This window comes from Sphingosinicella sp., assembly GCF_013911755.1.
In the GTDB taxonomy this organism is placed as follows: domain Bacteria; phylum Pseudomonadota; class Alphaproteobacteria; order Sphingomonadales; family Sphingomonadaceae; genus Sphingosinicella.
In genome coordinates, this window is sequence record NZ_JACESP010000002.1 from 53,414 (window position 1) to 76,516 (window position 23,103).

The 23,103-nt window shown below is 64.9% G+C and carries 17 protein-coding genes; 11 read left to right on the top strand and 6 right to left on the bottom strand.

Features of this window, described 5'->3' with window-relative positions; genetic code table 11:
- Window positions 1-54: 54 nt before the first annotated feature.
- The 3 genes from H2052_RS02025 to recA all read left to right on the top strand — a co-directional run bounded on the left by H2052_RS02025 (window position 55) and on the right by recA (window position 3,973).
- Window positions 55-252 (top strand): hypothetical protein, encoded by a 198-nt coding sequence (locus H2052_RS02025; RefSeq protein WP_293777393.1) that lies wholly within the window; start codon window positions 55-57, stop codon window positions 250-252.
- 90 nt (window positions 253-342) lie between these two features.
- A complete protein-coding gene (locus H2052_RS02030; RefSeq protein ID WP_293777395.1) occupies window positions 343-2,811 on the top strand; it encodes an ATP-binding protein in 2,469 nt (822 codons plus the stop codon).
- A 100-nt stretch (window positions 2,812-2,911) separates the two neighbouring features.
- Window positions 2,912-3,973, top strand: a complete 1,062-nt coding sequence (recA, locus tag H2052_RS02035) for a recombinase RecA (RefSeq protein ID WP_293777397.1) — start codon at window positions 2,912-2,914, stop codon at window positions 3,971-3,973.
- 237 nt (window positions 3,974-4,210) lie between these two features.
- Here the strand turns inward: recA and H2052_RS02040 are convergent, their stop codons facing one another.
- Entirely contained in the window at window positions 4,211-6,238 is a 2,028-nt protein-coding gene (locus tag H2052_RS02040; protein ID WP_293777400.1) for an elongation factor G, read from the bottom strand.
- Between the two features lie 184 nt (window positions 6,239-6,422).
- Here H2052_RS02040 and alaS point away from each other — a divergent pair, with 184 nt between their 5' ends.
- Entirely contained in the window at window positions 6,423-9,065 is a 2,643-nt protein-coding gene (gene alaS / locus H2052_RS02045; RefSeq protein ID WP_293777402.1) for an alanine--tRNA ligase, read from the top strand.
- Between the two features lie 5 nt (window positions 9,066-9,070).
- Here alaS and H2052_RS02050 read toward each other — a convergent pair whose 3' ends face one another.
- Both H2052_RS02050 and H2052_RS02055 read right to left on the bottom strand, forming a co-directional pair.
- Window positions 9,071-10,864, bottom strand: a complete 1,794-nt coding sequence (locus H2052_RS02050; RefSeq protein WP_293777405.1) for a cation:proton antiporter — start codon at window positions 10,862-10,864, stop codon at window positions 9,071-9,073.
- Between the two features lie 55 nt (window positions 10,865-10,919).
- On the bottom strand, window positions 10,920-12,140 hold the full coding sequence (locus tag H2052_RS02055; protein WP_293777407.1) for an NADP-dependent isocitrate dehydrogenase: 1,221 nt from the start codon (window positions 12,138-12,140) through the stop codon (window positions 10,920-10,922).
- Window positions 12,141-12,299: 159 nt separating this feature from the next.
- Here H2052_RS02055 and H2052_RS02060 point away from each other — a divergent pair, with 159 nt between their 5' ends.
- The 3 genes from H2052_RS02060 (at window position 12,300) to H2052_RS02070 (ending at window position 15,858) form a co-directional block, all read left to right on the top strand.
- Complete coding sequence (locus H2052_RS02060; RefSeq protein ID WP_293777409.1) at window positions 12,300-13,106, top strand: phosphatidylserine decarboxylase; 807 nt, start codon at window positions 12,300-12,302, stop codon at window positions 13,104-13,106.
- Window positions 13,103-13,957 (top strand): phosphatidylcholine/phosphatidylserine synthase, encoded by an 855-nt coding sequence (locus tag H2052_RS02065; RefSeq protein ID WP_293777411.1) that lies wholly within the window; start codon window positions 13,103-13,105, stop codon window positions 13,955-13,957. Before H2052_RS02060 ends, H2052_RS02065 begins: the two co-directional genes overlap by 4 nt.
- Before the next feature lie 269 nt (window positions 13,958-14,226).
- Window positions 14,227-15,858, top strand: a complete 1,632-nt coding sequence (locus tag H2052_RS02070) for a long-chain-fatty-acid--CoA ligase (protein WP_293777413.1) — start codon at window positions 14,227-14,229, stop codon at window positions 15,856-15,858.
- On the opposite strand, the gene H2052_RS02075 is transcribed toward H2052_RS02070, so the two are convergent.
- Window positions 15,855-16,919: a PA0069 family radical SAM protein gene (locus H2052_RS02075; protein ID WP_293777415.1), complete on the bottom strand. Its 1,065-nt coding sequence runs from the start codon at window positions 16,917-16,919 to the stop codon at window positions 15,855-15,857. The two genes, H2052_RS02070 and H2052_RS02075, sit on opposite strands and share 4 nt — an antisense overlap.
- 55 nt (window positions 16,920-16,974) lie before the next feature.
- Here H2052_RS02075 and H2052_RS02080 point away from each other — a divergent pair, with 55 nt between their 5' ends.
- Window positions 16,975-17,310, top strand: coding sequence for a VOC family protein (locus H2052_RS02080; RefSeq protein ID WP_293777418.1), 336 nt, complete (start codon window positions 16,975-16,977; stop codon window positions 17,308-17,310).
- Here the strand turns inward: H2052_RS02080 and moaB are convergent.
- Both moaB and H2052_RS02090 read right to left on the bottom strand, forming a co-directional pair.
- Complete coding sequence (moaB, locus tag H2052_RS02085; protein ID WP_293777421.1) at window positions 17,307-17,834, bottom strand: molybdenum cofactor biosynthesis protein B; 528 nt, start codon at window positions 17,832-17,834, stop codon at window positions 17,307-17,309. The genes H2052_RS02080 and moaB overlap by 4 nt on opposite strands.
- Window positions 17,824-18,591, bottom strand: a complete 768-nt coding sequence (locus tag H2052_RS02090; RefSeq protein ID WP_293777423.1) for a uracil-DNA glycosylase family protein — start codon at window positions 18,589-18,591, stop codon at window positions 17,824-17,826. The genes moaB and H2052_RS02090 overlap by 11 nt, the downstream gene beginning before the upstream one ends.
- Window positions 18,592-18,728: 137 nt before the next feature.
- Between H2052_RS02090 and H2052_RS02095 the strand changes: the two genes are divergently transcribed.
- The 3 genes from H2052_RS02095 to H2052_RS02105 are packed head-to-tail and all read left to right on the top strand — an operon-like array spanning window position 18,729 to window position 22,907.
- Entirely contained in the window at window positions 18,729-20,381 is a 1,653-nt protein-coding gene (locus H2052_RS02095) for an electron transfer flavoprotein-ubiquinone oxidoreductase (RefSeq protein WP_293777425.1), read from the top strand.
- Between the two features lie 10 nt (window positions 20,382-20,391).
- Window positions 20,392-22,065: a tetratricopeptide repeat protein gene (locus H2052_RS02100; protein WP_293777427.1), complete on the top strand. Its 1,674-nt coding sequence runs from the start codon at window positions 20,392-20,394 to the stop codon at window positions 22,063-22,065.
- On the top strand, window positions 22,062-22,907 hold the full coding sequence (locus H2052_RS02105; protein WP_293777429.1) for a 4-(cytidine 5'-diphospho)-2-C-methyl-D-erythritol kinase: 846 nt from the start codon (window positions 22,062-22,064) through the stop codon (window positions 22,905-22,907). The genes H2052_RS02100 and H2052_RS02105 overlap by 4 nt, the downstream gene beginning before the upstream one ends.
- Window positions 22,908-23,103: the final 196 nt, after the last annotated feature.

Genomic DNA, 23,103 nt, shown 5'->3' on the forward strand with positions numbered 1-23,103 from the left:
AAACTTCATCCAGAGGTTAACCCGAAATTATCCATGAACCGGCGAAGGTGAGGCATGACAGAGCGCGGGCCCTCTCTTGCGGAAATCATCGTCGCGAAGCTGGCGGGTGCGTTTCACCCCCAGACGTCGCGCAGGGCATTGCCGCCCGTGCTCGTGCAGCCCGCTTTGCGCGCCATGCCTGCCGCCGCGCCCTGCGTTGCAGACGACAGGCTGATCGCGGCCTACCGCGACCTGCTGCGGATGCCCGTCTGAAGTGTCGATCGTGTGGCCGGCCCGGCCCAGCATCCGTTCCGCGCGAGCGGGCTTGACCGGAAGCGGCCTTGCGCGGATGACCACGACACGATGACGATGCGTACCGACTCCCGGTTTCCAGCCAGCAGCGAGGATCTTCCCGATCCGATCGAATGGCCGCGCCTGCCCGGTGCGCAGCGCCACATGGCCCTGGTGATAGCGGGCGCGGTGCTGCTCGGCCTCGTTTCCACCGTGCTCGTGGGATGGGCGATGGATTCGTGGGAAATCGCCTCTCTCTACGGTGCGATGATCCTTGCATCAGCGGTCGTCGCCTATTTCTCGGCGCTGGGCAGGGCGCGGCGGGGCGCGGGGGGCATCGACTGGACGATGATGCGCACCGCGCTCGATTCGCGCAGCGATGCGCTCGCCGTGACCGATGCGGAGGGCAAGCTCGTCTGCGCGAATGCCGCTTACGGCACACGCTGCGACGGTTATCCTTCGCCCTTCGACCTTGCGGGCGAGGACGAGGCGAGCCGCCGCCGCCTAACCAACATTGCCGAGCAGGCACGGCGCGACGGAAACGGCTTTGCCGAGATCGAACAGGCCGTCAGCGGTGCGCGTCGCAAACTGCGCGTGTCGGTGCGGCCCGCCGATACCGCGCGGAACTATCTCTTGTGGACGCTCAGGCGCGGCACTGCCGAGAAGGCAATGGACGACACGGTCGCGCTGCTCGAAGGTCCGGCGGGCATCTGGCTCGGCAGCGCCGGGCTAATGGTTGTTATGGCCGACCCCTCCGGCGAGATCATCGCGGCGAACGGCGCCTTCAAGAACGCCATCACCGGCACCGCAGGGCGCGTGCCGACCAACCTCGTCGATATTCTGGAGGCGGGGGAGGACGGCGCACGGCGCATGAAGACCGGCGGCGGCGCGAGCATTCCCGTGCGCCTCATCGAACTCCCGCTCGGCAACCAGAAAGAGGCGGGTACAAGCGCCTACGTGTTCCTGATCCTGCGCGAAGGCAGCGCGGCGGCGGAGGCCGTGACGCCTGTGCCAGACAGCCTGCCTGCGTTGCTTTCGGTGCTGCCCATCGGGCTCGCGCTCGCCGATCGCGACGGCCGCTTCACGTTCATGAACGAGAGTTTCGCCGCCATCGCGGGGGTCGAGGAGGGGAGCGAACTGCGCTACCCGAGCGATCTTGTCGTCGATGAGGACAAGACGATGGTGTCGGACGCGGTGCGCCGCGCGGCCGCCTCCATCGAGCGGGCGCGCGACCTGCGCGTCCGGCTGAAGCACAAGCCCGAGGAGCCTGTGGCGCTCACCGTGGGCAAGGCGCCGGGCGCGGGTGGCCCGGCCGTCGTCCTGTCGCTCAAGGACAATCAGGAACAGCTGAAACTCGAAAAACAGATCGCGCAAGCCACCAAGATGCAGGCCGTGGGCCAGCTCGCGGGCGGCGTCGCGCACGACTTCAACAACATCCTCACCGCCGTCATCGGCTACTGCGACCTGATGCTGCTCCGCCACACGCCGGGCGACAGCGATTTCGACGACATCAACCAGATCCGCCAGAACGCGAACCGCGCCGCGAACCTCGTGCGCCAGCTGCTCGCTTTCTCGCGCCAGCAGACGCTGCGCCCACAGCTCATCCACGTGTCGGACATCGTCGGTGAACTCAGCCATCTCCTGAAGCGCCTGCTCGGCGAGACGGTGACGCTGACCGTGAAGCACGGCCGCAGCCTCGCGCCGGTGCGCGCCGACCCCGGCCAGATGGAGCAGGTGATCGTCAACCTCGCCGTGAACGCGCGCGATGCGATGCCCGAAGGCGGCGAGCTCACGATCTCGACCTTCGCGGTTTCGGCGCGCGAGGCGAAGAAGCTCGACCGCGAGGGAATGCCTTCGGGGGAATATGTCGCGATCGCTGTGAAGGACACGGGCACCGGCATCTCGCCCGAGATTCTCGGCAAGATCTTCGAGCCATTCTTCACCACCAAGGAAGTCGGGCGCGGCACCGGCCTCGGCCTTTCCACGGTGTACGGCATCGTCAAGCAGTCGGGCGGCTACATCTTTGCAGACAGCGTCGTCGCCGGCGGCACCACGTTCACGATCTACCTGCCCGCGCAGGAAGCGCTGCCGGAGGCCGCGGCCGCCGCCGCGGGCGCGGACGGCGGCGATCCGTGGGGGCAGGGCAAGATCCTGCTCGTGGAGGACGAGGCGATGGTCCGCGCCGTCGCCGAGCGCGCGCTGACGCGCAAGGGCTACGAGGTGCTGACCGCCGGGCACGGCGAAGAGGCGCTGGAGATTCTGGAACGAATGCCCGAGGGGGTGGATCTGCTGATTTCCGACGTGGTGATGCCCACGATGGACGGGCCTACGCTTGTCCAGCACGCGCGAAAAACCTTCCCGGACCTCAAGATCATCTTCATGTCCGGCTACGCCGAGGAACAGCTGAGGAAGTCGATCGACGTCCCCGACGTGGCATTTCTCGCCAAGCCGTTCTCTGTGCAGGAACTTTCCGACAAGGTGCGGCACGAGATCGCCCGCGGCAAGGCGCGCACGAACCCTGAGACGGTCGCTGCCAAGTAAAGAACGAAAATAGAACAAAAGTGCTTGCGCGCTTGGAACAAAACACGTACACGATCCCTCATTGAAACGGCTTCGTCAGCCCACTAGGAGGGACCAGACAATGGCATCAGCGCTTCGGGTGGTGGAATCAGGCATGGACAAGCAAAAGGCTCTCGACGCGGCTCTGGCGCAGATCGACCGGGCATTCGGCAAGGGCTCGGCAATGAAACTCGGCCAGCGCGATGCCATGGAAATCGATTCCATCTCGACCGGTTCGCTCGGGCTCGATCTTGCGCTCGGTGTCGGGGGTTTTCCGCGCGGCCGCGTCATCGAGATCTACGGCCCGGAAAGCTCGGGCAAAACGACGCTGGCGCTTCATGCGATCGCCGAAGCGCAGAAGGGCGGCGGTACGGCGGCGTTCATCGACGCTGAACATGCCCTCGATCCCGTTTACGCCAAGAAGCTCGGTGTGGATATCGAGAACCTTATCGTCTCGCAGCCCGATACGGGTGAGCAGGCGCTGGAGATCACCGACACGCTGGTACGCTCGAACGCCATCGACATCCTCGTCGTCGACTCCGTTGCCGCTCTGGTGCCGCGGGCGGAAATCGAGGGCGAGATGGGCGACAGCCACGTCGGCCTTCAAGCGCGCCTGATGAGCCAGGCGCTCAGGAAACTCACGGGTTCGATCAGTCGTTCGCGCTGCATCGTCATCTTCATCAATCAGGTGCGCATGAAGATCGGCGTTATGTACGGCAACCCGGAGACGACGACGGGCGGTAACGCTCTCAAGTTCTACGCGAGCGTTCGTCTCGACATCCGCCGCACGGGACAGATCAAGGACCGCGACGAAATCGTCGGCAACGCGACGCGCGTGAAGGTGGTGAAGAACAAGGTGGCACCGCCGTTCAAGCAGGTCGAGTTCGACATCATGTACGGCGAAGGCGTCTCCAAGGTTGGCGAGATTCTCGACCTCGGCGTCAAGATCGGCCTCGTCGAGAAATCGGGTGCATGGTTCAGCCACGATTCGACGCGCATCGGTCAGGGGCGCGAGAACGCGAAGCAGTTCCTGCGCGACAATCCGGAGATGCGTGACAAGATCGAAAAGGCGATCCGCGCCAACGCCGCCGGCATTTCCGAGGCCCTTCTCACTGCGGGCCCGGACACCGACAGCGACGAATAGGCGGCCCTTCCCAGTGCCCCCGCCGAGGCCGCCTTTTCCGGGGCGGCCTCTTTCGTTTCCGGCAGGCAGGAAAAGGGACCGGAGCACGACATCTCATGCTCCGGCCAGGGACGATCCGACGGCCGGGGAGGGAGGGAGGCCGAAACGGACGAAACCGGGGGAGGGAAGCCACCGGTGTTTCATTCTTTATTGAGTTTAATTCGCAATATCAAATATTATCCTCGATCCTACACATCTTCATGCAGCCAGCGCCTGCTTAACGACCGCGTCCGCAAGCGTGCCGCTCAGTTCAGCGAGATGGTCGAACGTCGCCGTGAATGTCGCGAGCCCCTGACTCATCGCGCGGAGTTCCGCGCCGAAGCCGTGGAGTTCGGCTTCCGGCATCAAGGCTTCGATTACATCCCATCGCGACCAGCCCTCGCGCGGCGAAATGCCCAGCATTTGTCCGCGGTGGCTGGCGATGCTCGACGTGATGCGCGAGGTAGCGCTGCCCGGCGCCTCGATGGTCACGCGCGCCACGGGTTCGAGCAGGTGCGGCGTGCATGCGGCGAGTGCTTCGGTCATCGCGATGCGTCCGGCCGTGCGAAACGCCAGCTCCGAACTGTCGACCGTGTGGTAGGAGCCGTCGGTCAGCGTCACGGCAACGTCGACGACGGGAAAGCCGAGGGGACCCCGTTCCATCGCATCGCGGATTCCGGCCTCGACTGCGGGAATCCATTGCTTCGGGATCGCGCCGCCGGTGATGCGATCGTTGAACACGAAGCCTTCGCCGCGTCCGCGCGGGGCGACCTCGATCACCACGTCGCCGAACTGGCCGTGTCCGCCCGATTGCTTCTTGTGCCGCCCGCGCTGCGTCGCACCGCGCCGGATCGATTCGCGATAGGGAATACGCGGCGGCTGCGCATCGACGGCTACGGAGTAGCGCCGCTTGAGGCGCGCGAGCACCATGTTCAGATGCTCGTCGCTGAGCCCGCGCAGAAGCATTTCGTGCGTGGCCGCGTCCTGATCCCAGGCGAGCCCGACGTCTTCCTCGACGAGTTTGTGAAGCGCAGTGGAAAGTCGCACGTCGTCCTTCCGTTCGCGCGTCGTGATCGCCAGCGCATGGCCGGGTGCCGGGCGCGCGATCTGCGTGCGCCGCGCGCGGCATGCCGTAAAGACAATGTCACCCGCCGCGATCGTATCGACCTTCGTGATGGCCGCGATAGCGCCCGCCGGTACGCTTGCCGTTTTGCCGAGCTTGTCGCCGAGCACGTGGAACAGCCCGCCGGCCCGGACCGGATTGCCGGCCCCGTCGCGAAGTTCGGCACCTTCGGCAAGCCCGCCGAACGCGCGTGCATAGACGAGCCGCCCCGCAGCGTTGCCGTGCGCGACTTTGAAGGCAAAGGCGCCTTCGTCCGCACCCAGTCGCGCGGCAGCAGCGGCGGGCGAAGGCGTTTCATGGCGCAGCATCTTCAAAAGCCGCCGCACGCCATGATCGCCCAGCGCCGAGCCGAATAGCAGGGGCACAACAAGGTTCTCGCCCGTCTCGCGCGACAGGTCGCCGAACACCATCGCCGCATCGGGCATTTCGTCCATCAGCAGCTTTTCAAGAAGCGCATCGTCGTGGTCGGCAAGCTGTTCGAGCATGTGAAAGCGCTCAGCCGATTCACGTTCGGCTAGCGCGGACGGCATTTCGATGCGCTCCGATGCCTTGCCGGGCCGGTAGTGGAAAGCGCGTTCGAGCGCAAGATCGACGAAGCCGGTGATCGTCTCGCTCTCGCGTATGGGAATCTGCCGCGCAAGGATGGGCTTCGCGCTCATCGGCTGCAACGCTTCGAGGAGATCGCGGATGCGCCCGCGCGCGGACTCGATCTTGTTGACGAAAATCGCGTGCGGGAGCCCAAGCGTTTCAAGCTGGCGCAGGGCAGGCTCCACGAGCGCGGCGCGCGCAGGATCGGGGTCGATCACCACGATCGCAAGATCGGCGGCTGCCACGGCAAGCAGCGCATCGGGCGCGAAGCCGGGCGCGCCGGGGGCGTCAACGATCGCGAACGCATCGCCTAGGTAATCAAAGCGGGCGAGATTGACTTCGGTGGAGCCGCGCCGCCCGCGCGCTTCGGGCGACGCATCGCCGACGCTCGTTCCTGCCTCGACGCTGCCCTGCCGCGGGATCGCGCCTGCCGTGAACAACATCGCTTCTGCAAGGCTCGTCTTGCCCGCGCCCGCCGGGCCGACGAGCGCCACCACCCTGACAGGTTTGCCGGTCTCCTGTAACAAAGCCGCCATGTCACGATCTCCCCATACTGGATGATCGCCGCCCGGTTTCGACCTCGTGCATTGGGCCGGCACTCAAGGCGGCACAACAGGAGCAGGGTCTGCCTGTTGCGCCGCGAGCGCAAGGGGGAATGGTCGCGCATGCCTGTCATTCTGTCGCCTTGAGTAGCGCGCAGTCCTCGACTACATGCTCGCCATGACCTCCACGAACGACATACGCCGCTCATTTCTCGACTTTTTCGGGGACGAGGGGCACATGCGCGTGCCCTCCGCACCGCTGGTGCCGCAGAACGACCCGACGCTTATGTTCGTGAACGCGGGCATGGTGCCGTTCAAGAACGTGTTCACCGGCCTCGAGACACGTCCCTACAGCACGGCAGTTTCCAGCCAGAAATGCGTGCGCGCGGGCGGCAAGCACAACGATCTCGACAACGTCGGCTATACGGCGCGACACCATACGTTCTTCGAAATGCTGGGGAATTTCTCCTTCGGCGACTATTTCAAGGAACGTGCGATCAGCCTCGCCTGGAACCTCATCACGAAGGAGTGGGGCATTTCGCCCGACCGGCTGACGGCGACGGTCTACCATACCGATGACGATGCCTTCGCGCTGTGGAAGAAGATCGCGGGCCTGCCCGACAGCCGCATCATCCGTATCGCCACGAAGGACAATTTCTGGGCGATGGGCGACAACGGCCCGTGCGGACCGTGTTCGGAGATTTTTTTCGACCACGGCGACCACATTCCCGGCGGCCCTCCCGGTAGCCCGGACGAGGACGGCGACCGCTTTGTCGAGATCTGGAACCTCGTGTTCATGCAGTATGAGCAGGAAGCGGGCGAGATCGTACGCGATCTGCCGCGCCCGTCGATCGACACCGGCATGGGCCTGGAGCGCGTCGCCGCCGTGCTGCAGGGCACCCACGACAATTACGAAATCGATCTCTTTCAGGCGCTGATCGGTGAATCCGCCGAAATGACGAAGACCGATGCGAAAGGGCCGATGTCGGCCTCGCACCGCGTGATCGCCGACCATCTGCGCGCGAGCGGTTTTCTGGTGGCGGACGGTGTGCTGCCGTCGAACGAGGGCAGGGGCTATGTGCTCCGCCGCATCATGCGCCGCGCCATGCGCCACGCGCACCTGCTCGGCGCCAAGGATCCGTTGATGTACCGGCTGGTGCCGTCGCTGGTCAGCCAGATGGGCGGCGCGTTCCCGGAACTGACGCGCGCGCAGCCGCTGATCGAGGAAACGCTGAAGCTCGAGGAGACGCGCTTCCGGCAAACGCTGGAAACGGGACTCCGCCTTCTCGACGAAGCGACCGCGGGCATGGGAGAAGGAGCCGTGCTTCCCGGCGAGACGGCGTTCAAGCTTTACGATACCTACGGCTTCCCGCTCGATCTCACCGAGGATGCGCTGCGCCGTCAGGGCCTGTCGGTCGACAAGAGCGGTTTCGACACGGCGATGGCCGCGCAGAAGGCCGCCGCGCGCGCTGCCTGGGCGGGCTCCGGCGCGCAGGCGGACGAGGGCGTGTGGTTCGACATCGCCGAGGAGTTCGGCGCGACCGAATTCACGGGCTACACGTCCGACACCGCGCAGGGCGAGGTGATCGCCATCGTCAAGGACGGCGCCCGCGTGGAGAGTGCTGCCGCAGGCGACACTGTCGTCATCCTTACCAACCAGACGCCGTTCTACGGCGAATCCGGCGGCCAGACCGGCGACGCCGGAACGATCACGGGCGGCGGCCTCAAAGCCGTTGTTGAAACGACCTCGAAGCCGCTCGGCAAGCTGCATGCTCATCAGGCGCGCATTGCCGAGGGCAGCGTGCACGTCGGCGATGTCGTCCAGCTCGATGTCGATGCGGCGCGTCGGGATCGCATTCGCGCCAACCACTCGGCAACGCACCTCCTGCACGCCGCGCTCCGCAATCGGATCGGCGCACACGTCACGCAGAAGGGCTCGCTCGTCGCGGAAGATCGCTTCCGTTTCGATTTCAGCCACCCGAAGGCACTGAGCGCGGAGGAAATCGCGCTGGTCGAGGCCGACGTCAATGCGCAGGTGCGCGGCAACGCGGCGGTGAACACGCGCCTGATGAGCCACGCCGACGCGATCGAGGCCGGAGCGATGGCGCTGTTCGGCGAGAAGTACGGCGACGAAGTGCGCGTGCTTTCGATGGGCCGTGGCGCGGACGCGGACTATTCGGTGGAACTGTGCGGCGGCACGCACGTGCGTGCGCTCGGCGACATCGGCCTCGTCAAGATCATCAGCGAAAGCGCTGTGTCTTCCGGTGTGCGCCGGGTCGAGGCGTTGACCGGCGAGGCGGCGCGGCTTTACCTGCAAGGGCAGGAAGACCGGCTGCGCGAGGCCGCCGCGACGCTGAAAGTGGCGCCCGCCGAGCTCCCCGCGCGCGTGCAGGCGCTCGTCGATGAGCGCCGCCGCCTGGAGCGCGAGCTTGCCGATGCCAGGAAGGCGCTGGCGCTTGGCGGCGGGGGTACCGCCCCGGCGGCGGAAGCCGAGGAGGTCGCGGGCACGAAGTTCGTTGCGCGCGTCGCCGAAGGGCTCGATCCTAAGGATCTGCGCGGTGCGGTTGATGACGCGAAGAAGCAGGTCGGCTCGGGCGTTGCCGCGATCGTGGCAGTGAACGAGGGCCGCGCGAGCATCGCCGTCGGCGTCACCGATGACCTGATCCAACGCTTCAATGCGGTCTCGCTCGTGCAGGCGGGCGTTGCGGCGCTCGGCGGCAAGGGTGGAGGCGGACGCCCAGACATGGCGCAGGGCGGTGGTCCTGATGGCGACAAGGCGGCGGAGGCCATCGCGGCGGTGAAGGGCGTGCTCGCGACCTGAGGAGCCTACTCCGTCGTTTCCTCGTCGCTGCGACGCAGGCGTGACGCGGCTTTCAGCGGCTCGCGCGGTAGATCCGGGACCATGGCCTTGATCTTGTTGCGCTTGATCTCGCGCATCTCGTGAATCGATGCGATGACGAGGCCCATCGGCCGTCCGATGTCGACAAGCACGGCTTCGGCCAGCTGAAGCGAGGATTCCAGCGTTTCCGGCACGGCATCCGTGGCGCCCGCTCGGTAGAGCTGGGCGGCATGCTCTGCGTCCTTCGCGCGGGCGATAATGCAAAGGTTGGGGTAGGCTGCGCGCACGTCGCGCGTCGTCGCCACGAGCTGGACCGGATCGTCCATGGTCAGCACGATCGCGCGCGCGTTCGCGATGCCGAGATGCTCCAGCAGCCCCGAGCGGCCGACGTCGCCGAAAACGATTTCGTGCCCGCGCTTGCGGCCGAGTTCGACCATGTCGATGTCCGCATCGACGATCACGAAGGACTGTTCATGGCGCACCAGCATATCCGCCACCATCTGGCCCACCCGGCCATAGCCGGCGACGATCGTACATCCGCTGTTTTCGGAAGGTTCCCGGGCCGGTTCGCGCGCCGCCGGGTCTACGCGCCGCGCCGTGTCGCTGCCGATCCGTGCCAGCAGCGGCGTAGCGGTAAGGCCGACAGCGGTGACGATCTGCCAGAAAGCGGCGGTGTCGGTGTCGATCACGCGCGCCTGTACGGCCGCGGCGAGCACGATGAGCGTGGTTTCCGATGGTGACGCCATCAGCACGCCGACATTCGCGGCAACGCCCCGGGGAGCGCCCGAAAGGCGGAGGAGCCCGCTTGTTACGAATGCCTTCACGAGGATGATGCCGACGATCGCGAGCATCAGGAACGGCCACATCCGGGCGATGAGTTCAAAATCCAGGCTCATGCCCACCGTCATCAGGAAGACGCCGAGCGCCAGGTTCTTGAACGGCTCGACGGTGACTTCCACCTGCATCCGGTATTCCGTCTCGGCGATCACCAGACCGGCGACGAGCGCGCCGACGATGGGCGAAAGACCGACCGCGCTGGTCGCAAGGCTGGCGCCCATGACGACGACCATGGAGACGGCAAGAAAAAGCTCCGGGCTTTTGGTACGGGCCGCCTGCCGGAATAGGCGTGGCAGCAGCAGCTTTCCGAGCCCCAGGAGCGCGACCACCACCAACGCACCGAGCACCACCGTTCGGGTAAGGTCGCCTGCGTCATCGCTGCCCGGAAGCGGGCTGATGACGCCCATCACAAAAATGATGGGAACAATCGCCAGATCTTCGAACAACAGCATTGCGAAGGCAGGCTTGCCGATCGCGCTCTTGGTACCTGTCATCGGCAGCACGAGCGCGGTGGAGGACATCGCGAGCGCAATGCCGAGCATCAGCGAAACCACCGCCCCAAGATCGGTGAACTGATGGAGTAGGACGCCGATGAGGCCGCCCGATATGGCGAGTTCCGCCGGGCCGATGATGAACACCAGCCCGCGCAAATCCCAAAGGCGCCGGAACGAAAGCTCGAGGCCGATCGAAAACAGCAGCAGGATGATGCCGATCTCGGCAAAAGGATCGATGACCTCACGATCATCGATCGAAATATGCCGAACCCAGGGCAAAGCTTCACCCAGCCGCCCGAGCCCGGCGGGGCCTATAAGGAGCCCGACGAGGATAAACCCGATGACCGGGCTGATCCGAAGACGATGAAACGCGGGTATGACAAGGCCGGTCGCGCCCAGAATAACAAGCGCATCACGAAAACCGGGGGAAAAGAGCGGATCTGCGGCCACGACGGCATCCTAACGGGGAGGCCGCCGCGGCGTCAGCAGAAAAGCGCCTAAAGCGCTAGAATTCCTTGCTCATCGCGGTTTCGAGGTTCTCCACGATCTTCTCGAAGAACTGCTCGGTGGTCATCCACGCCTGATCCGGACCGATGAGGAGCGCGAGATCCTTCGTCATGTGACCCTCTTCGACCGTCTCGACGCAGACGCACTCGAGCAGCTCACCGAATTTGGTGACCTGCGGCGTGTTGTCGAGCTTGCCGCGGTGCTTGAGGCCGCCCGTCCACGCGAAGATCGAGGCGATCGGGTTCGTCGAGGTCGCCTTGCCCTGCTGGTGCATCCGGTAGTGGCGCGTCACGGTGCCGTGCGCCGCTTCGGCCTCCACGGTCTTGCCGTCGGGCGTCATCAGAACCGAGGTCATCAGACCAAGCGAACCAAAGCCTTGCGCGACGGTATCGGACTGAACGTCGCCGTCGTAGTTCTTGCAGGCCCAGACAAACTTGCCGCTCCACTTCAGCGCCGACGCCACCATGTCGTCGATCAGACGGTGTTCATAGACGATTCCAAGCTTGTCGAACTGTGCTTTGAATTCCTTGTCGAAAACCTCCTGGAACAGATCCTTGAAGCGGCCATCATAGGCCTTGAGGATGGTGTTCTTGGTGGAAAGATACACCGGCCACTGGCGCGCGAGGCCGTAGTTGAGCGAGGCGCGCGCGAAGTCGCGGATCGAATCGTCGAGATTGTACATGCCCATCGCGACGCCGGCGGTCGGGAATTCGAACACCTCGTGCTCGATTGTCTCACCGTTCTCACCGGTCCACTTCATCGTCAGCTTGCCGGCGCCCGGGATCAGGAAGTCGGTGGCCTTGTACTGGTCGCCGAACGCGTGGCGGCCGATGACGATGGGGTCGGTCCAGCCTGGCACGAGGCGCGGCACGGATTTGATGACGATCGGCTCGCGGAACACGACGCCGCCCAGGATGTTGCGGATCGTACCGTTCGGCGACTTCCACATTTTCTTGAGGTTGAACTCTTCGACGCGCGCTTCATCGGGTGTAATCGTCGCGCACTTTACGCCGACGCCGAACTCCTTGATGGCGTTCGCGGATTGCACGGTCACCTTGTCATCGGTGGCGTCGCGGTTCTCGATGCTGAGATCGTAATATTTGAGGTCGACGTCGAGGTACGGGAGGATCAGGCGCTCGCGAATCCACTGCCAGATTATCCGCGTCATCTCATCGCCGTCGATCTCGACGATGGGGTTCTCCACCTTGATCTTCGCCATCGATACCTCTTGGTCGTGTATGGATTTTTACTCGCGCACGCTCTTGGCGGAAACGAGGGCCAAGATCAACAGGCGGCGGGGTTGCGACAGGACGCTTTGCCAGCTTTCTCATAAGCTGCGCGTTGTCATCATACCTGCGCAGGGGCTAAAGATAGGCGCATGAACGACACAACACCCCCCGAGACGCCCGCAACGCCACCTGAAGCGACCACCGTTCCGACGCCGGCGCCGGCTGCGCCCGTGCCTGCCGAAGCCGCTGCGACCTACAAGTTTCCGCCTTCCATCCATCCGGACGGCAACAAGTTCGTGGTGCTTGCAGCGGTTCTAACCGGATTTTTCTGGTTCGTCGTCGATTGGGACATTCTCGGCTGGCTTTCGGCGGCTCTCACGTTCTGGACCTTCGCCTTCTTCCGCGACCCCCAGCGCGTTACGCCTGAAGGAGCGGGACTCGTCGTTTCGCCTGCCGATGGCCTGGTGTCGCAGATCATGGAGGTGCCGGCACCGCGCGAGATTTCCGGCAGCGAGCGCGGCATTGGCGAGGGAACCTTCACGCGCGTCTCGATTTTCATGAGTGTGTTTGATGTGCATGTGAACCGCTCCCCGATCGCGGGTACGCTACGCGATATCGTCTATGTCCCCGGCAAGTTCGTGAACGCCGAGCTCGACAAGGCGAGCGAGCACAATGAGCGGCAGTATTTCGTTGTTGAAAGCGCCGATGGGCGCCGCATCGGCTTCACGCAGATTGCCGGCCTCGTCGCGCGGCGGATTATCAAATTTGTGAATACAGGTGAAAGCGTGGGCGCGGGCCAACGTGTCGGCCTCATCCGCTTCGGCAGCCGCGTCGACGTGTACCTGCCCGCAGGCACAGTTCCCGCCGTGGCGGTCGGACAGCGTGCAGTCGCCGGCGAAACCGTGATCGGCCGTCCGGGCGGCCCCGGTGATCGGCTGCGCGGCGTCCGCCAGTGAAGGTCGACCACGAGCGTCCGCGCAGGCTGAAACGGGTCATCCCGATTCGGGTGCTGATCCCAAACGCGATCACCATCGCCGCGCTCTGCGCCGGGCTCACCTCCGTGCGCCTCGCCATCGCCGGGGATTTTGACCGGGCGATCCTTGCGATTGTCGTGGCGGGCGTGCTCGACGGTATCGACGGGCGCGTTGCACGTCTGCTGAAAGGCGCAAGCCGCTTCGGCGCCGAGCTTGATTCGCTGTCCGACGTCACGGCGTTCGGCGTCGCGCCCGCCCTCGTCATCTATTTGTGGACGCTGGAGCAGCTTCCGGGCGTGGGCTGGATCGTAGCGCTCGCCCATGTCGTCTGTTGCGCGCTGCGGCTCGCGCGTTTCAACGCTAGCCTCGACGTCACCGACCAGCCGCACAAGCAGCACGGTTTCCTCACGGGCATTCCCGCGCCTGTGGGGGCGGGGCTGACGCTGAGCCCGATGTTTCTTTATTACTGGCTGGAGCCGACCCGTTTCGCCCATTATTCGGAGGTCGGCACCGCTGCCACCGCCATCGTCGTCGGCACGGTCGCCTTCCTGATGGTCTCGAACCTGCCGACCTATTCGTGGAAATCGGTGCGCATCCGTCCCGAATACCGCATCATGACACTCGTCGGCGTAGCGTTGTTTGCAGGGGCGTTGCTTTCGGCGCCGTATATGACGCTATCGCTGATATCCGTGGTCTATGCGGCGACGATCCCGATGGCGATCCTGTCGTACCGCAAGGTCAGGCGGCAAGCGGTAGCGGCTGCCATTCCCGATACCGCGGAGCCGGGCACGGGCGCGGCATCGGCTCAACAGCCGTCACCAGACGCTCCGTAATCACGGCCTCGATTTCGCCGCGAAGCGCCCGCGCGATGGCCAGGCGCGCATCCGCGAACATGCGAGCAACCACGGCGAAGCTTACGAAAAGCAACAGACTTGAAAGCGTGGCAGAGAGCATGAAGGCCATGTTTGAACCCCTTTTGTTCTTCTCATGTTCGCTTGTTCCATATTTGTTCTCTCATTGTCAAGAGGTGGTGTTGTCGGCGCCGGATTGATTGGCGGCGGGGCTCCGGCTAGCCTCTGGCCGCTCTTTGGGAGGAGTCACCATGTTAGGCGGAATGCAGGACTGGCCTTTGCTGGTCTGGAAACTCATTGACCACGCAGCGCTCAATCACGGCACGCGGGAGATCGTTACGGCGCTCGTCGAGGGCGGCGAAGCCCGTTCGAATTGGCGCGAGGTGCGCGACCGTGCGCTCAAGGTTGCGCAGGCGTTGAGCCGTCTGGGCATCCGGCTTGGCGATCGCGTAGCGACGCTCGCGTGGAACACGCAGCGCCATGTAGAGTGCTGGTACGGCATTTCGGGCATGGGCGCGGTCGCGCACACTGTGAACCCGCGCCTGTTCGAGGAGCAGATCGTCTACATTATCAACCATGCGGCCGACCGCGTGCTGTTCTTCGATCTCACCTTCGTGCCGATCGTGGAACGGATCGCTCCGAAGCTGAACACAGTCGAACACTATGTGCTGATGACTGGGCGCGAGCACCTGCCCGAGACAAGTATTCCGAACCTTCTCGCCTATGAAGACCTGATCGCCGAGAGCGACGGCGATTTCGAATGGGCCAATATTGACGAGCAGACGCCCGCTGGGCTCTGCTACACCTCGGGGACGACGGGCAATCCCAAGGGCGTGCTCTACACGCACCGCTCGAACGTACTTCACACGCTCGGCGGGAACTCGGCCGATGCGCTCGGCCTCACATCTTCGACGTCGATCCTGCCGGTCGTGCCGATGTACCATGCGAACGCGTGGGGCGTGCCCTATGCCGCCGCTGCCGCGGGCGCGAAGCTGGTGATGGGCGGCGCGCATTTCGACGCGCCGACGCTGCACGGCCTCATCCTTCGCGAGAAGGTGACGCTCACCGCTGCCGTTCCCACCGTCTGGCTTTCGATGCTCCAGCACCTCGAAAAGACTGGCGAGGGGCTCGGTGAACTCAAACGCGTCGTCATCGGCGGCTCCGCCGTGCCGCGCTCGATGATCGTCGATTTCAAGCAGAAGTATGACGTCACGGTCTGCCACGCGTGGGGCATGACGGAGATGTCACCGCTCGGCACGCTCGGCTCGCTTTCCGCCGAGGCGCTCGAAAAGCCGCAGGAAGAGCAGTTCGATATCCAGACCAAGCAGGGCCGCTCGATCTTCGGTGTCGAGATGAAGATCGTGGACGACAACGGCGACGAAATGCCCCGCGACGGCAAGGCGTTCGGGCACCTGATGGTGCGCGGACCCTGGGTTGTGCGCGAATATTACGCAGGTGACGGCGGCCACGTACTCGATGCCGACGGCTGGTTCGACACGGGCGACGTCGCCACGATCGACGCTTCCGGCTACATGCAGATCACCGACCGCGCGAAGGACGTGATCAAGTCCGGCGGCGAGTGGATCAGCTCGATCGAGCTCGAAAACGAGGCTGTCGGCCATGCCGCTGTGGCCGAGGCGGCGGTGATCGGCCTGCCGCACCCGAAGTGGGACGAGCGGCCGCTTCTCATCATCGTGCTGAAGGCGGGCACAAACCCGAGCAAGCAGGAGCTTCTCGATCACCTCGAAGGCCGCGTCGCCAAGTGGTGGATGCCCAACGACGTCGTCTTCGTGGAGGAAATCCCCCACACGGCAACGGGCAAGATCCAGAAGCTGACGCTGCGCCAGCAGTTCAAGGACTACCGCTTCCCCGACGCCGCCTAAAACAGGGAAAACTGCCTGCCGCGCGGGCTGAACAGGTCCGTGCGCAGCGGGATGTCGCGGCGGGTGAGCCCGAAGCGGCGGCAGCCGGCCTGAAAACGTGCGCGGATCATTGCGGCGTAGGCGCCCTGCGGCTTGAAGCGCGCGTGGAAGCCGCCCTCGTTGTCCTTGCCGCCGCGCATTTCCCGTATGTGCGCCATCACCCGCGCGGCGCGGTCCGGCATGTTCGCGTCAAGCCACGCGCGAAAGATCGGCGAGACCTCGTGCGGCAGGCGGATGAGGATCATGGAGGCCATGCCCGCGCCTGCCTTTGCCGCCGCCTCCAGGATCGCCTCGATCTCGTGGTCGTTGATGGCCGGGATGAGTGGGGCGAGCGACACGGAAACGGGCACGTGGGCTTCGACGAGCGCCTTTACCGCCGCGATGCGCCGATGCGGAGCGGTAGCGCGGGGCTCCAGCGTCTTCGCGGTCTCGGGATCAAGCGTGGTAACGGACACCATCACCGCGGCAAGGCCGCGTTCCGCCATAGGGGCGAGGATATCGATATCGCGCATCACGCGTGCGGACTTGGTGGTGATCATCACGGGGTGATTGGTTTCCGACAAGATTTCGAGTATTTTCCGCGTAGTGCCGTACTTTCCTTCCACAGGCTGGTAAGGGTCGGTGTTGGTGCCGAGTGCCATCGGCCGGCATTCATAGCGCGGATTCTCCAGCTCCTTCCTGAGCAGTTCGGGAATGCTCTTCTTCACCGTCAGCCTGCGCTCGAAATCGAGCCCGGGCGAAAGGCCGAGGTAGGCATGGGTCGGCCGCGCGAAGCAATAGACGCAGCCGTGCTCGCAGCCGCGATAGGCATTGATCGAGCGGTCGAAGGAGAGGTCGGGCGAGGTGTTGCGCGTGATCGCGGTGCGCGGTGTTTCATAGCTGATCTCGGTGCGGAACGATGGCAGGTCGTCCTCGGCCACTGAGTCCAGCCAATCGCCGTCCGCCTCACGCGCCAGATCGTCGAAGCGGGTGCTGGTTGTGTTCAGGGTTGCGCCGCGCGCGGCGTTGACGCGTCTCGACATTGACAAATTATGCGCGCAGGTTAAGAACAAATCAAGAACAATGAGAGGAATGGAGATGGCGCGCTTCAACTACGTGGAACTGCCGACGCGCGATATCGCGAAGGCCAAACGCTTTTACGCGGGCGTGTTCGGATTCAAGATCAACGACTTCGGGCCGGATTATGCCGCGACGGTAACAGGCGACACGGACATCGGCTTCAACGGCACGGGCGAACACGTAACCGCGCATGTGCTGCCGGTGATAGAAGTCGACGACCTGGAAGCGGCACGGGAAGCCGTGATTGCAGCAGGCGGTATAATCAGCCTCGACATTTTCCCGTTCCCCGGCGGTCGCCGCTTCCACTTCGTCGATCTCGAAGGGCACGAGCTTGCTGCGGTGAAGAGCGACTAGCGCTCCCGCAGCCTCGGCATCAGTTCCACGAAGTTGCAGGGGCGGTGGCGGCTGTCGAGCTGCGCTGCAAGAATGCCGTCCCAGCCATCCTTCACTGCGCCGGTCGAGCCGGGCAGGGCGAAGATGTAGGTACCGCGTGCAACGCCTGCTGTGGCGCGCGACTGCACGGTGGACGTGCCGATCGACTGGAAGCTGAGCCAGCGGAACAGTTCGCCGAAGCCGGGGATGTCCTTCTCGCAGACCTCGGCAAGTGCTTCGGGCGTGACGTCGCGGCCAGTGACGCCGGTGCCGCCCGTGGTGATCACGCAGTCGATCTCGGGGTCATCGATCCATGCCGCGAGCTGTTCGACGATAGTCCCGACGTCATCCTTCACGATTTCGCGTGCCGCGAGCACGTGCCCGGCACCCTCCAGCCGCTCAACGAGCGTAGCCCCCGAACGATCGTCGGTGAGGCTGCGCGTGTCGGAGATGGTAAGCACGGCGATACGGACCGGAAGGAAGGGCAGGCTTTCGTCAATCGGCATCGAGCTTGGCTTTCACGGCGAGGAGATCGGCCCACGCCAGGCGCTTCGCTTCCGGCTGGCGCAGCAGGAATGCGGGGTGCAGCGTCGGCAGGATCGGAAAGTCCGTGCCTTCCACGGAAATCGTACGCCATTGGCCGCGCAGCCGCATGATCCCGGTGACGTCACCCGTCAGCGCGCGCGCCGCGCAGGCACCGAGCGCGACGATCACCTTCGGGCGCACGAGCGCGATGTGGCGGCGCACGAACGGCATCGTCGTCTCCACCTCCGCGGGGGTCGGCGTGCGATTGCCGGGCGGCCGCCAAAAGGTGACATTCGTGATGTAGGCGGTCGTGCGGTTGCGGCCGATCGCCGCGAGCATCCGGTCGAGAAGCTGGCCAGCAGGCCCCACGAAGGGCAAGCCCATGCGATCTTCCTGCGCGCCGGGCGCTTCACCGATTAGCATTAGGTCGGCCTCCGGATTGCCGTCCGCGAAGACCGTGCTGACGTTCCCGGTGCGCAGCGGGCAGCCTTCGAAGATTTCGACCGCGTGGCGCAGTTCGCCGATTGTCGTGGCCGTGACGGTCGCCGGCGGGCTTGCTGTGCCGGTACGTAGCACAAGCTCCGGCTCGGGTAAGGACGCGGGGATCTCGCGAATCGTGGCGCGCGGCGGCGGCGTGCGCCAGTCGCGCGGGGACGCGTCGACGAGCGTATCCACGCCCGCCTCGACCCACCAGCCGAGCGTGGCAAGCAGTTCGTCGCGCTCGCTCCCCTCCAACACTCGCATGTTCCTCAACTCTTCAATCCGCTCTGGCCAAGCTCGGCCTTGCGACCTATCAAACCCGCCAAAACCATTATTGTGTCGTATGCCATAAGGCGCACGGCTAGAGTTGCAAACGGGGGAAAGGGAAGGAAGCCATGAGCGAACGCGAATCGATGGCCTATGACGTCGTCATTGTCGGCGGCGGACCGGCGGGTCTCGCGTCGGCGATCCGGCTGAAGCAGCGCGCGCAGGCGGCAGGGCAGGAGATTTCGGTCTGCGTGCTCGAAAAGGGCTCGGAGATCGGCGCGCATATCCTTTCGGGCGCGGTGTTCGATCCGCGCGGCCTTGATGAGCTGCTGCCGGACTGGCGCGAGATGGACGGTCATCCGATGACGGTCGAGGTGTCGTCCAACCATCACTGGATCCTGACGAAGAACCGAAAGTTCGACTTCCCGCATATCCTGCTGCCGCCGTTCATGGACAATGACGGCTGCTATACTGGCAGTCTCGGCAACCTCTGCCGCTGGCTGGGGTCCCAAGCGGAAGCGCTCGGCGTTGAGATCTTCCCCGGCTTTCCGGCCTCGGAGGTTCTATTCGACGAGAATGGAGCTGTGCGCGGGGTGGCTACCGGCGATTTCGGCATCGCGCGCGACGGAAGCCACAAGCCGTCGTATCAGCCGGGCCTTGAACTTCATGCGAAGTATACGTTCTTTGCGGAGGGAGTACGCGGCCATCTGACCAAGCAGCTCAAGAAGCGCTTCGCGCTCGATGCGAGCAGTGAGCCGCAAGTCTATGGAATCGGTATAAAAGAGCTGTGGGATGTCGATCCCGATAACCACGATGAGGGCTGTGTCATCCATACGCAGGGCTGGCCGCTCGACGATGCCAACGGCGGCGGCTTCATCTATCATCAGGCGAACAACCAGATTGCGCTCGGCTTCGTGACGTGGCTCAATTACCGGAACCCGCATCTCTCGCCCTTCCATGAAATGCAGCGCTGGAAGACGCATCCTGCGATTGCGAAAATGCTCAAGGGCGCCCGCCGCGTATCTTACGGCGCGCGTGCGATTAACGATGGCGGCTACCAGGCTGTGCCGAAGCTGGTGTTCCCGGGCGGTGCGCTCGTCGGCTGCGCGGCGGGTTTCGTCAACGTGCCGCGCATCAAGGGCTCGCATACCGCGATCAAGACCGGGATCATGGCTGCGGACGCTGCATTCGATGCCGTCACCGCCGGACGCGCGCAGGATGAACTTTCCGCCTACACCGTCGCTTACGACGAAAGCTGGGTGAAGAAGGAACTCTACATCGTCCGCAACACGCTCCCCCTTGTTGAAAAATTCGGCAATTTCGTCGGTACGCTGCTTGCGGGCGCGAGCATGTGGCTCGAACAGTACGGCATCCATCTGCCGTTCACGATGAAGCACCACCCCGACAACGAGCAGCTCTGGCGCAAGGAGCACTGCAAGAAGCCGGATTACCCCAAGCCTGATGGCGTGCTGACCTTCGATCGTCTCTCCTCGGTGTTCCTGTCGAACACCAACCACGAGGAGGACCAGCCGGTCCACCTGCAGCTCAAAGACCCGTCGATCCCGATTTCGTACAACCTGCCGCTCTACGACGAGCCCGCGCAGCGTTACTGCCCGGCGGGCGTTTACGAGGTCGTGGGCGAGGAAGAGGGCAATCCGCGCTTCCAGATCAACGCGCAGAACTGCGTCCACTGCAAGACCTGCGACATCAAGGATCCGACGCAGAACATCAACTGGGTCACGCCCGAGGGCGGCGGCGGTCCCAATTATCCCAATATGTAGCGAGGTTTCCATGCGTGCAGCCGTAGCCTTCCTCCTCGCATCCGCGCTCGCGGCGCCCTCGGCGCAGGCGACTGTGATGCCCGCGCAGGAGGCGGACTACGGCAGCTACGTGCAGGGCCACCTCGCGCTCGCGAACGGTGAACTCGGGCGGGCAGCCGACTATTTCGCGGGCGCGCTCACCTATGCGCCCGACGATCCGCAACTGCTGCGGCAGACCTTCGATCTTGCCATCGCGGCGGGCGACGAGGCGCTTGCCATCGGCGTCGGCGAGCGGCTGGCGCGGCAGGACCGCTTCGACAGCGGCGTTACGCTGCTGCTCGTCGCGAACGCGATCAAAACGCGGAAGTGGAACGATGCCCGCGAGGCGACGGCGCGGCTCACCGATGCGGGGTTCGGCAGCTTCATCGTGCCGATCATCGATGCGTGGATCGACGAGGCGCGCGGCAAAACTGCAGAGGGCATCCGCAAGCTCGACACGGAAAAACTCGAGGGGTTCGCGCGCACCTATGTTCTCGAACACCGCGCACATCTGCTGTTCCGCGCGAAGCGCTACGCGGAAGCCGCTGAAATCTATGACCAACTGACCATGGATGACGGTGGCCGCAACATCCGGATGCGGATCGCCGCAGCGCGCGCGCTGCAGGCCGAAAAGCAGCCTGAGGAGGCACTGAAGCGGCTGACGGAGTCGGCCGGGCACACCGATGTCGAGACGGCGAAGGCCGCGCTTGCGGCAGGCACGCCGATCGTCGGCATTCCTGCAAACGCCAGCGAGGGCGTCGCGCTGCTCGCGCTGCGCATGGCGGCGGACCTTTCGCGCGAACGGCCGATTCCGGTCGCGCTCACGCTGGCGCGCATCGCCACGATGCTTGCCCCCGATCAGGCATCGGGCTGGCTGCTGACGACCGAACTTCTCGCTGCTTCAGAGCGTTATGAAGCGGCGCTCGATGCCGTTCGCAAGGTGCGCGGCAGCGACGACGAGAAAGCGATGGCGCTGGGGCAGGAGGCGGCGATCCTCGCGCGGCTCGACCGCGAGCCCGAAGCGATGCAGCTGCTGGAGACCGCCGCGAACGCACCGGGCGCCCGCGCCGAGGATCTCGCGCGCTATGGTGACGCGCTGCAATCGGCGAAGCGTTTCCTCGATGCGGCCGCGGCCTACGACAAGGCGCTCACGCTCGGCCCGGCGGACCCGGCAATCGTCTGGCGACTGCATTTCCTGAAGGGTTCGGCGCTCGAACAGGGCGGCAAGTGGCCCGAGGCGGAGGCGTCGCTGCGCGAGGCGATCCGGCTACAACCTGCGGATGCGACACTGCTGAACTATCTCGGCTACGCCCTCCTCGATCGCGGGCTTTCGAAGCCGGAAGCGCGCCTTCTCATCGAAAAGGCGCACAGCCTCGCGCCGGAAGACGGCTACATCACCGACTCGCTCGGCTGGGCGCAGTATCAGGCTGGCGAATATGCGGCTGCCGCCGCCACGCTGGAGCAGGCGGTCGCGGCGGTTGCCGACGATCCCGTCATCACCGAACATCTTGGCGATGCCTACTGGATGGTGGGCCGCCGTATCGAGGCGCGCCACCGCTGGAAGGCCGCGCTCGACGCCGATCCGACGCCGGAGCGCAAGGGAACGCTCGAGACCAAGTACGACTACGGCCTCGATCTCGCGCTGAGGGATACCGCGAAGAAGTGACCGGCGAAGCGGCCGCCGAGACCGGCTGGGCGAAGATCAACCTCGCGCTCCACGTGCGGCAGCGCCGCGCGGACGGCTATCACGACATCGAAGCCATCTTCGCATTCGCGGATTTCGGGGACATTCTCTCCGTGCGCGTGGCGGATGACGTCACGCTGGCCATTGGCGGCCCCTTCGGCGCGGGCCTGCCTGCGGACGAGAGCAACCTCGTGATGCGTGCAGCGCGCGCGCTTGCAAGCGCTTACGGGGTGAGGGCGGGCGCGGCGCTCACGCTCGACAAGCGGCTGCCGGTCGCCTCTGGTATCGGCGGGGGCTCGGCGGACGCAGCGGCGGCGCTGCGCCTTCTCAACCGTTTTTGGGGAATCGATGCCGACGCGGCGGCACTGTGCGCGATTGCTGCCTCACTGGGTGCAGACGTGCCCGCGTGCGTCGGCAGCCGCACACAGCGCGGCGCCGGAGTAGGGGAGCAGCTTTGCACGCTCGCCGACGCCGACCTGCGCGGCAAAGCCGTATTGCTCGTCAATCCTGGCGTACCGCTCGCGACCGGACCCGTGTTCGCGGCGTGGGACGGCATCGACCGGGGCGCGCTCGCAGACGGTCCGCCACTCGCTTCCGCGCTGGTGGGGCGCAATGATCTCGAAGCGCCCGCGGTTTCGCTGTGCCCGGTGATCGGCGCGGTTCTTGATGCGCTCGATCAGCGTGGTGCCGCGCTCGCGCGCATGTCAGGCTCTGGCGCGACCTGTTTCGCCCTGTTTGATGCCGCTGCGGACGCGGAAGCGGCCCGCGCTGCGATCGCGGCCGGGCATCCGGGCTGGTGGGCGGTGGCGGGACGACTGCGCTGACTGTCCCGAAATGGGGCTGACGGCACAGAATCATCAAAGTGACGTCATTCGCAAATCATTGATTTAAAACAATTGATGTTCTGGCACTGCCCTTGCTGAAGCAAGGCTGGCAGCGCGAGGATGTCTGTATGGACAGGCCCCGCAGCTTTCGGTCTGGGTCGATTGCCTGAGCTGACCCACACCGAGAAACTGACGG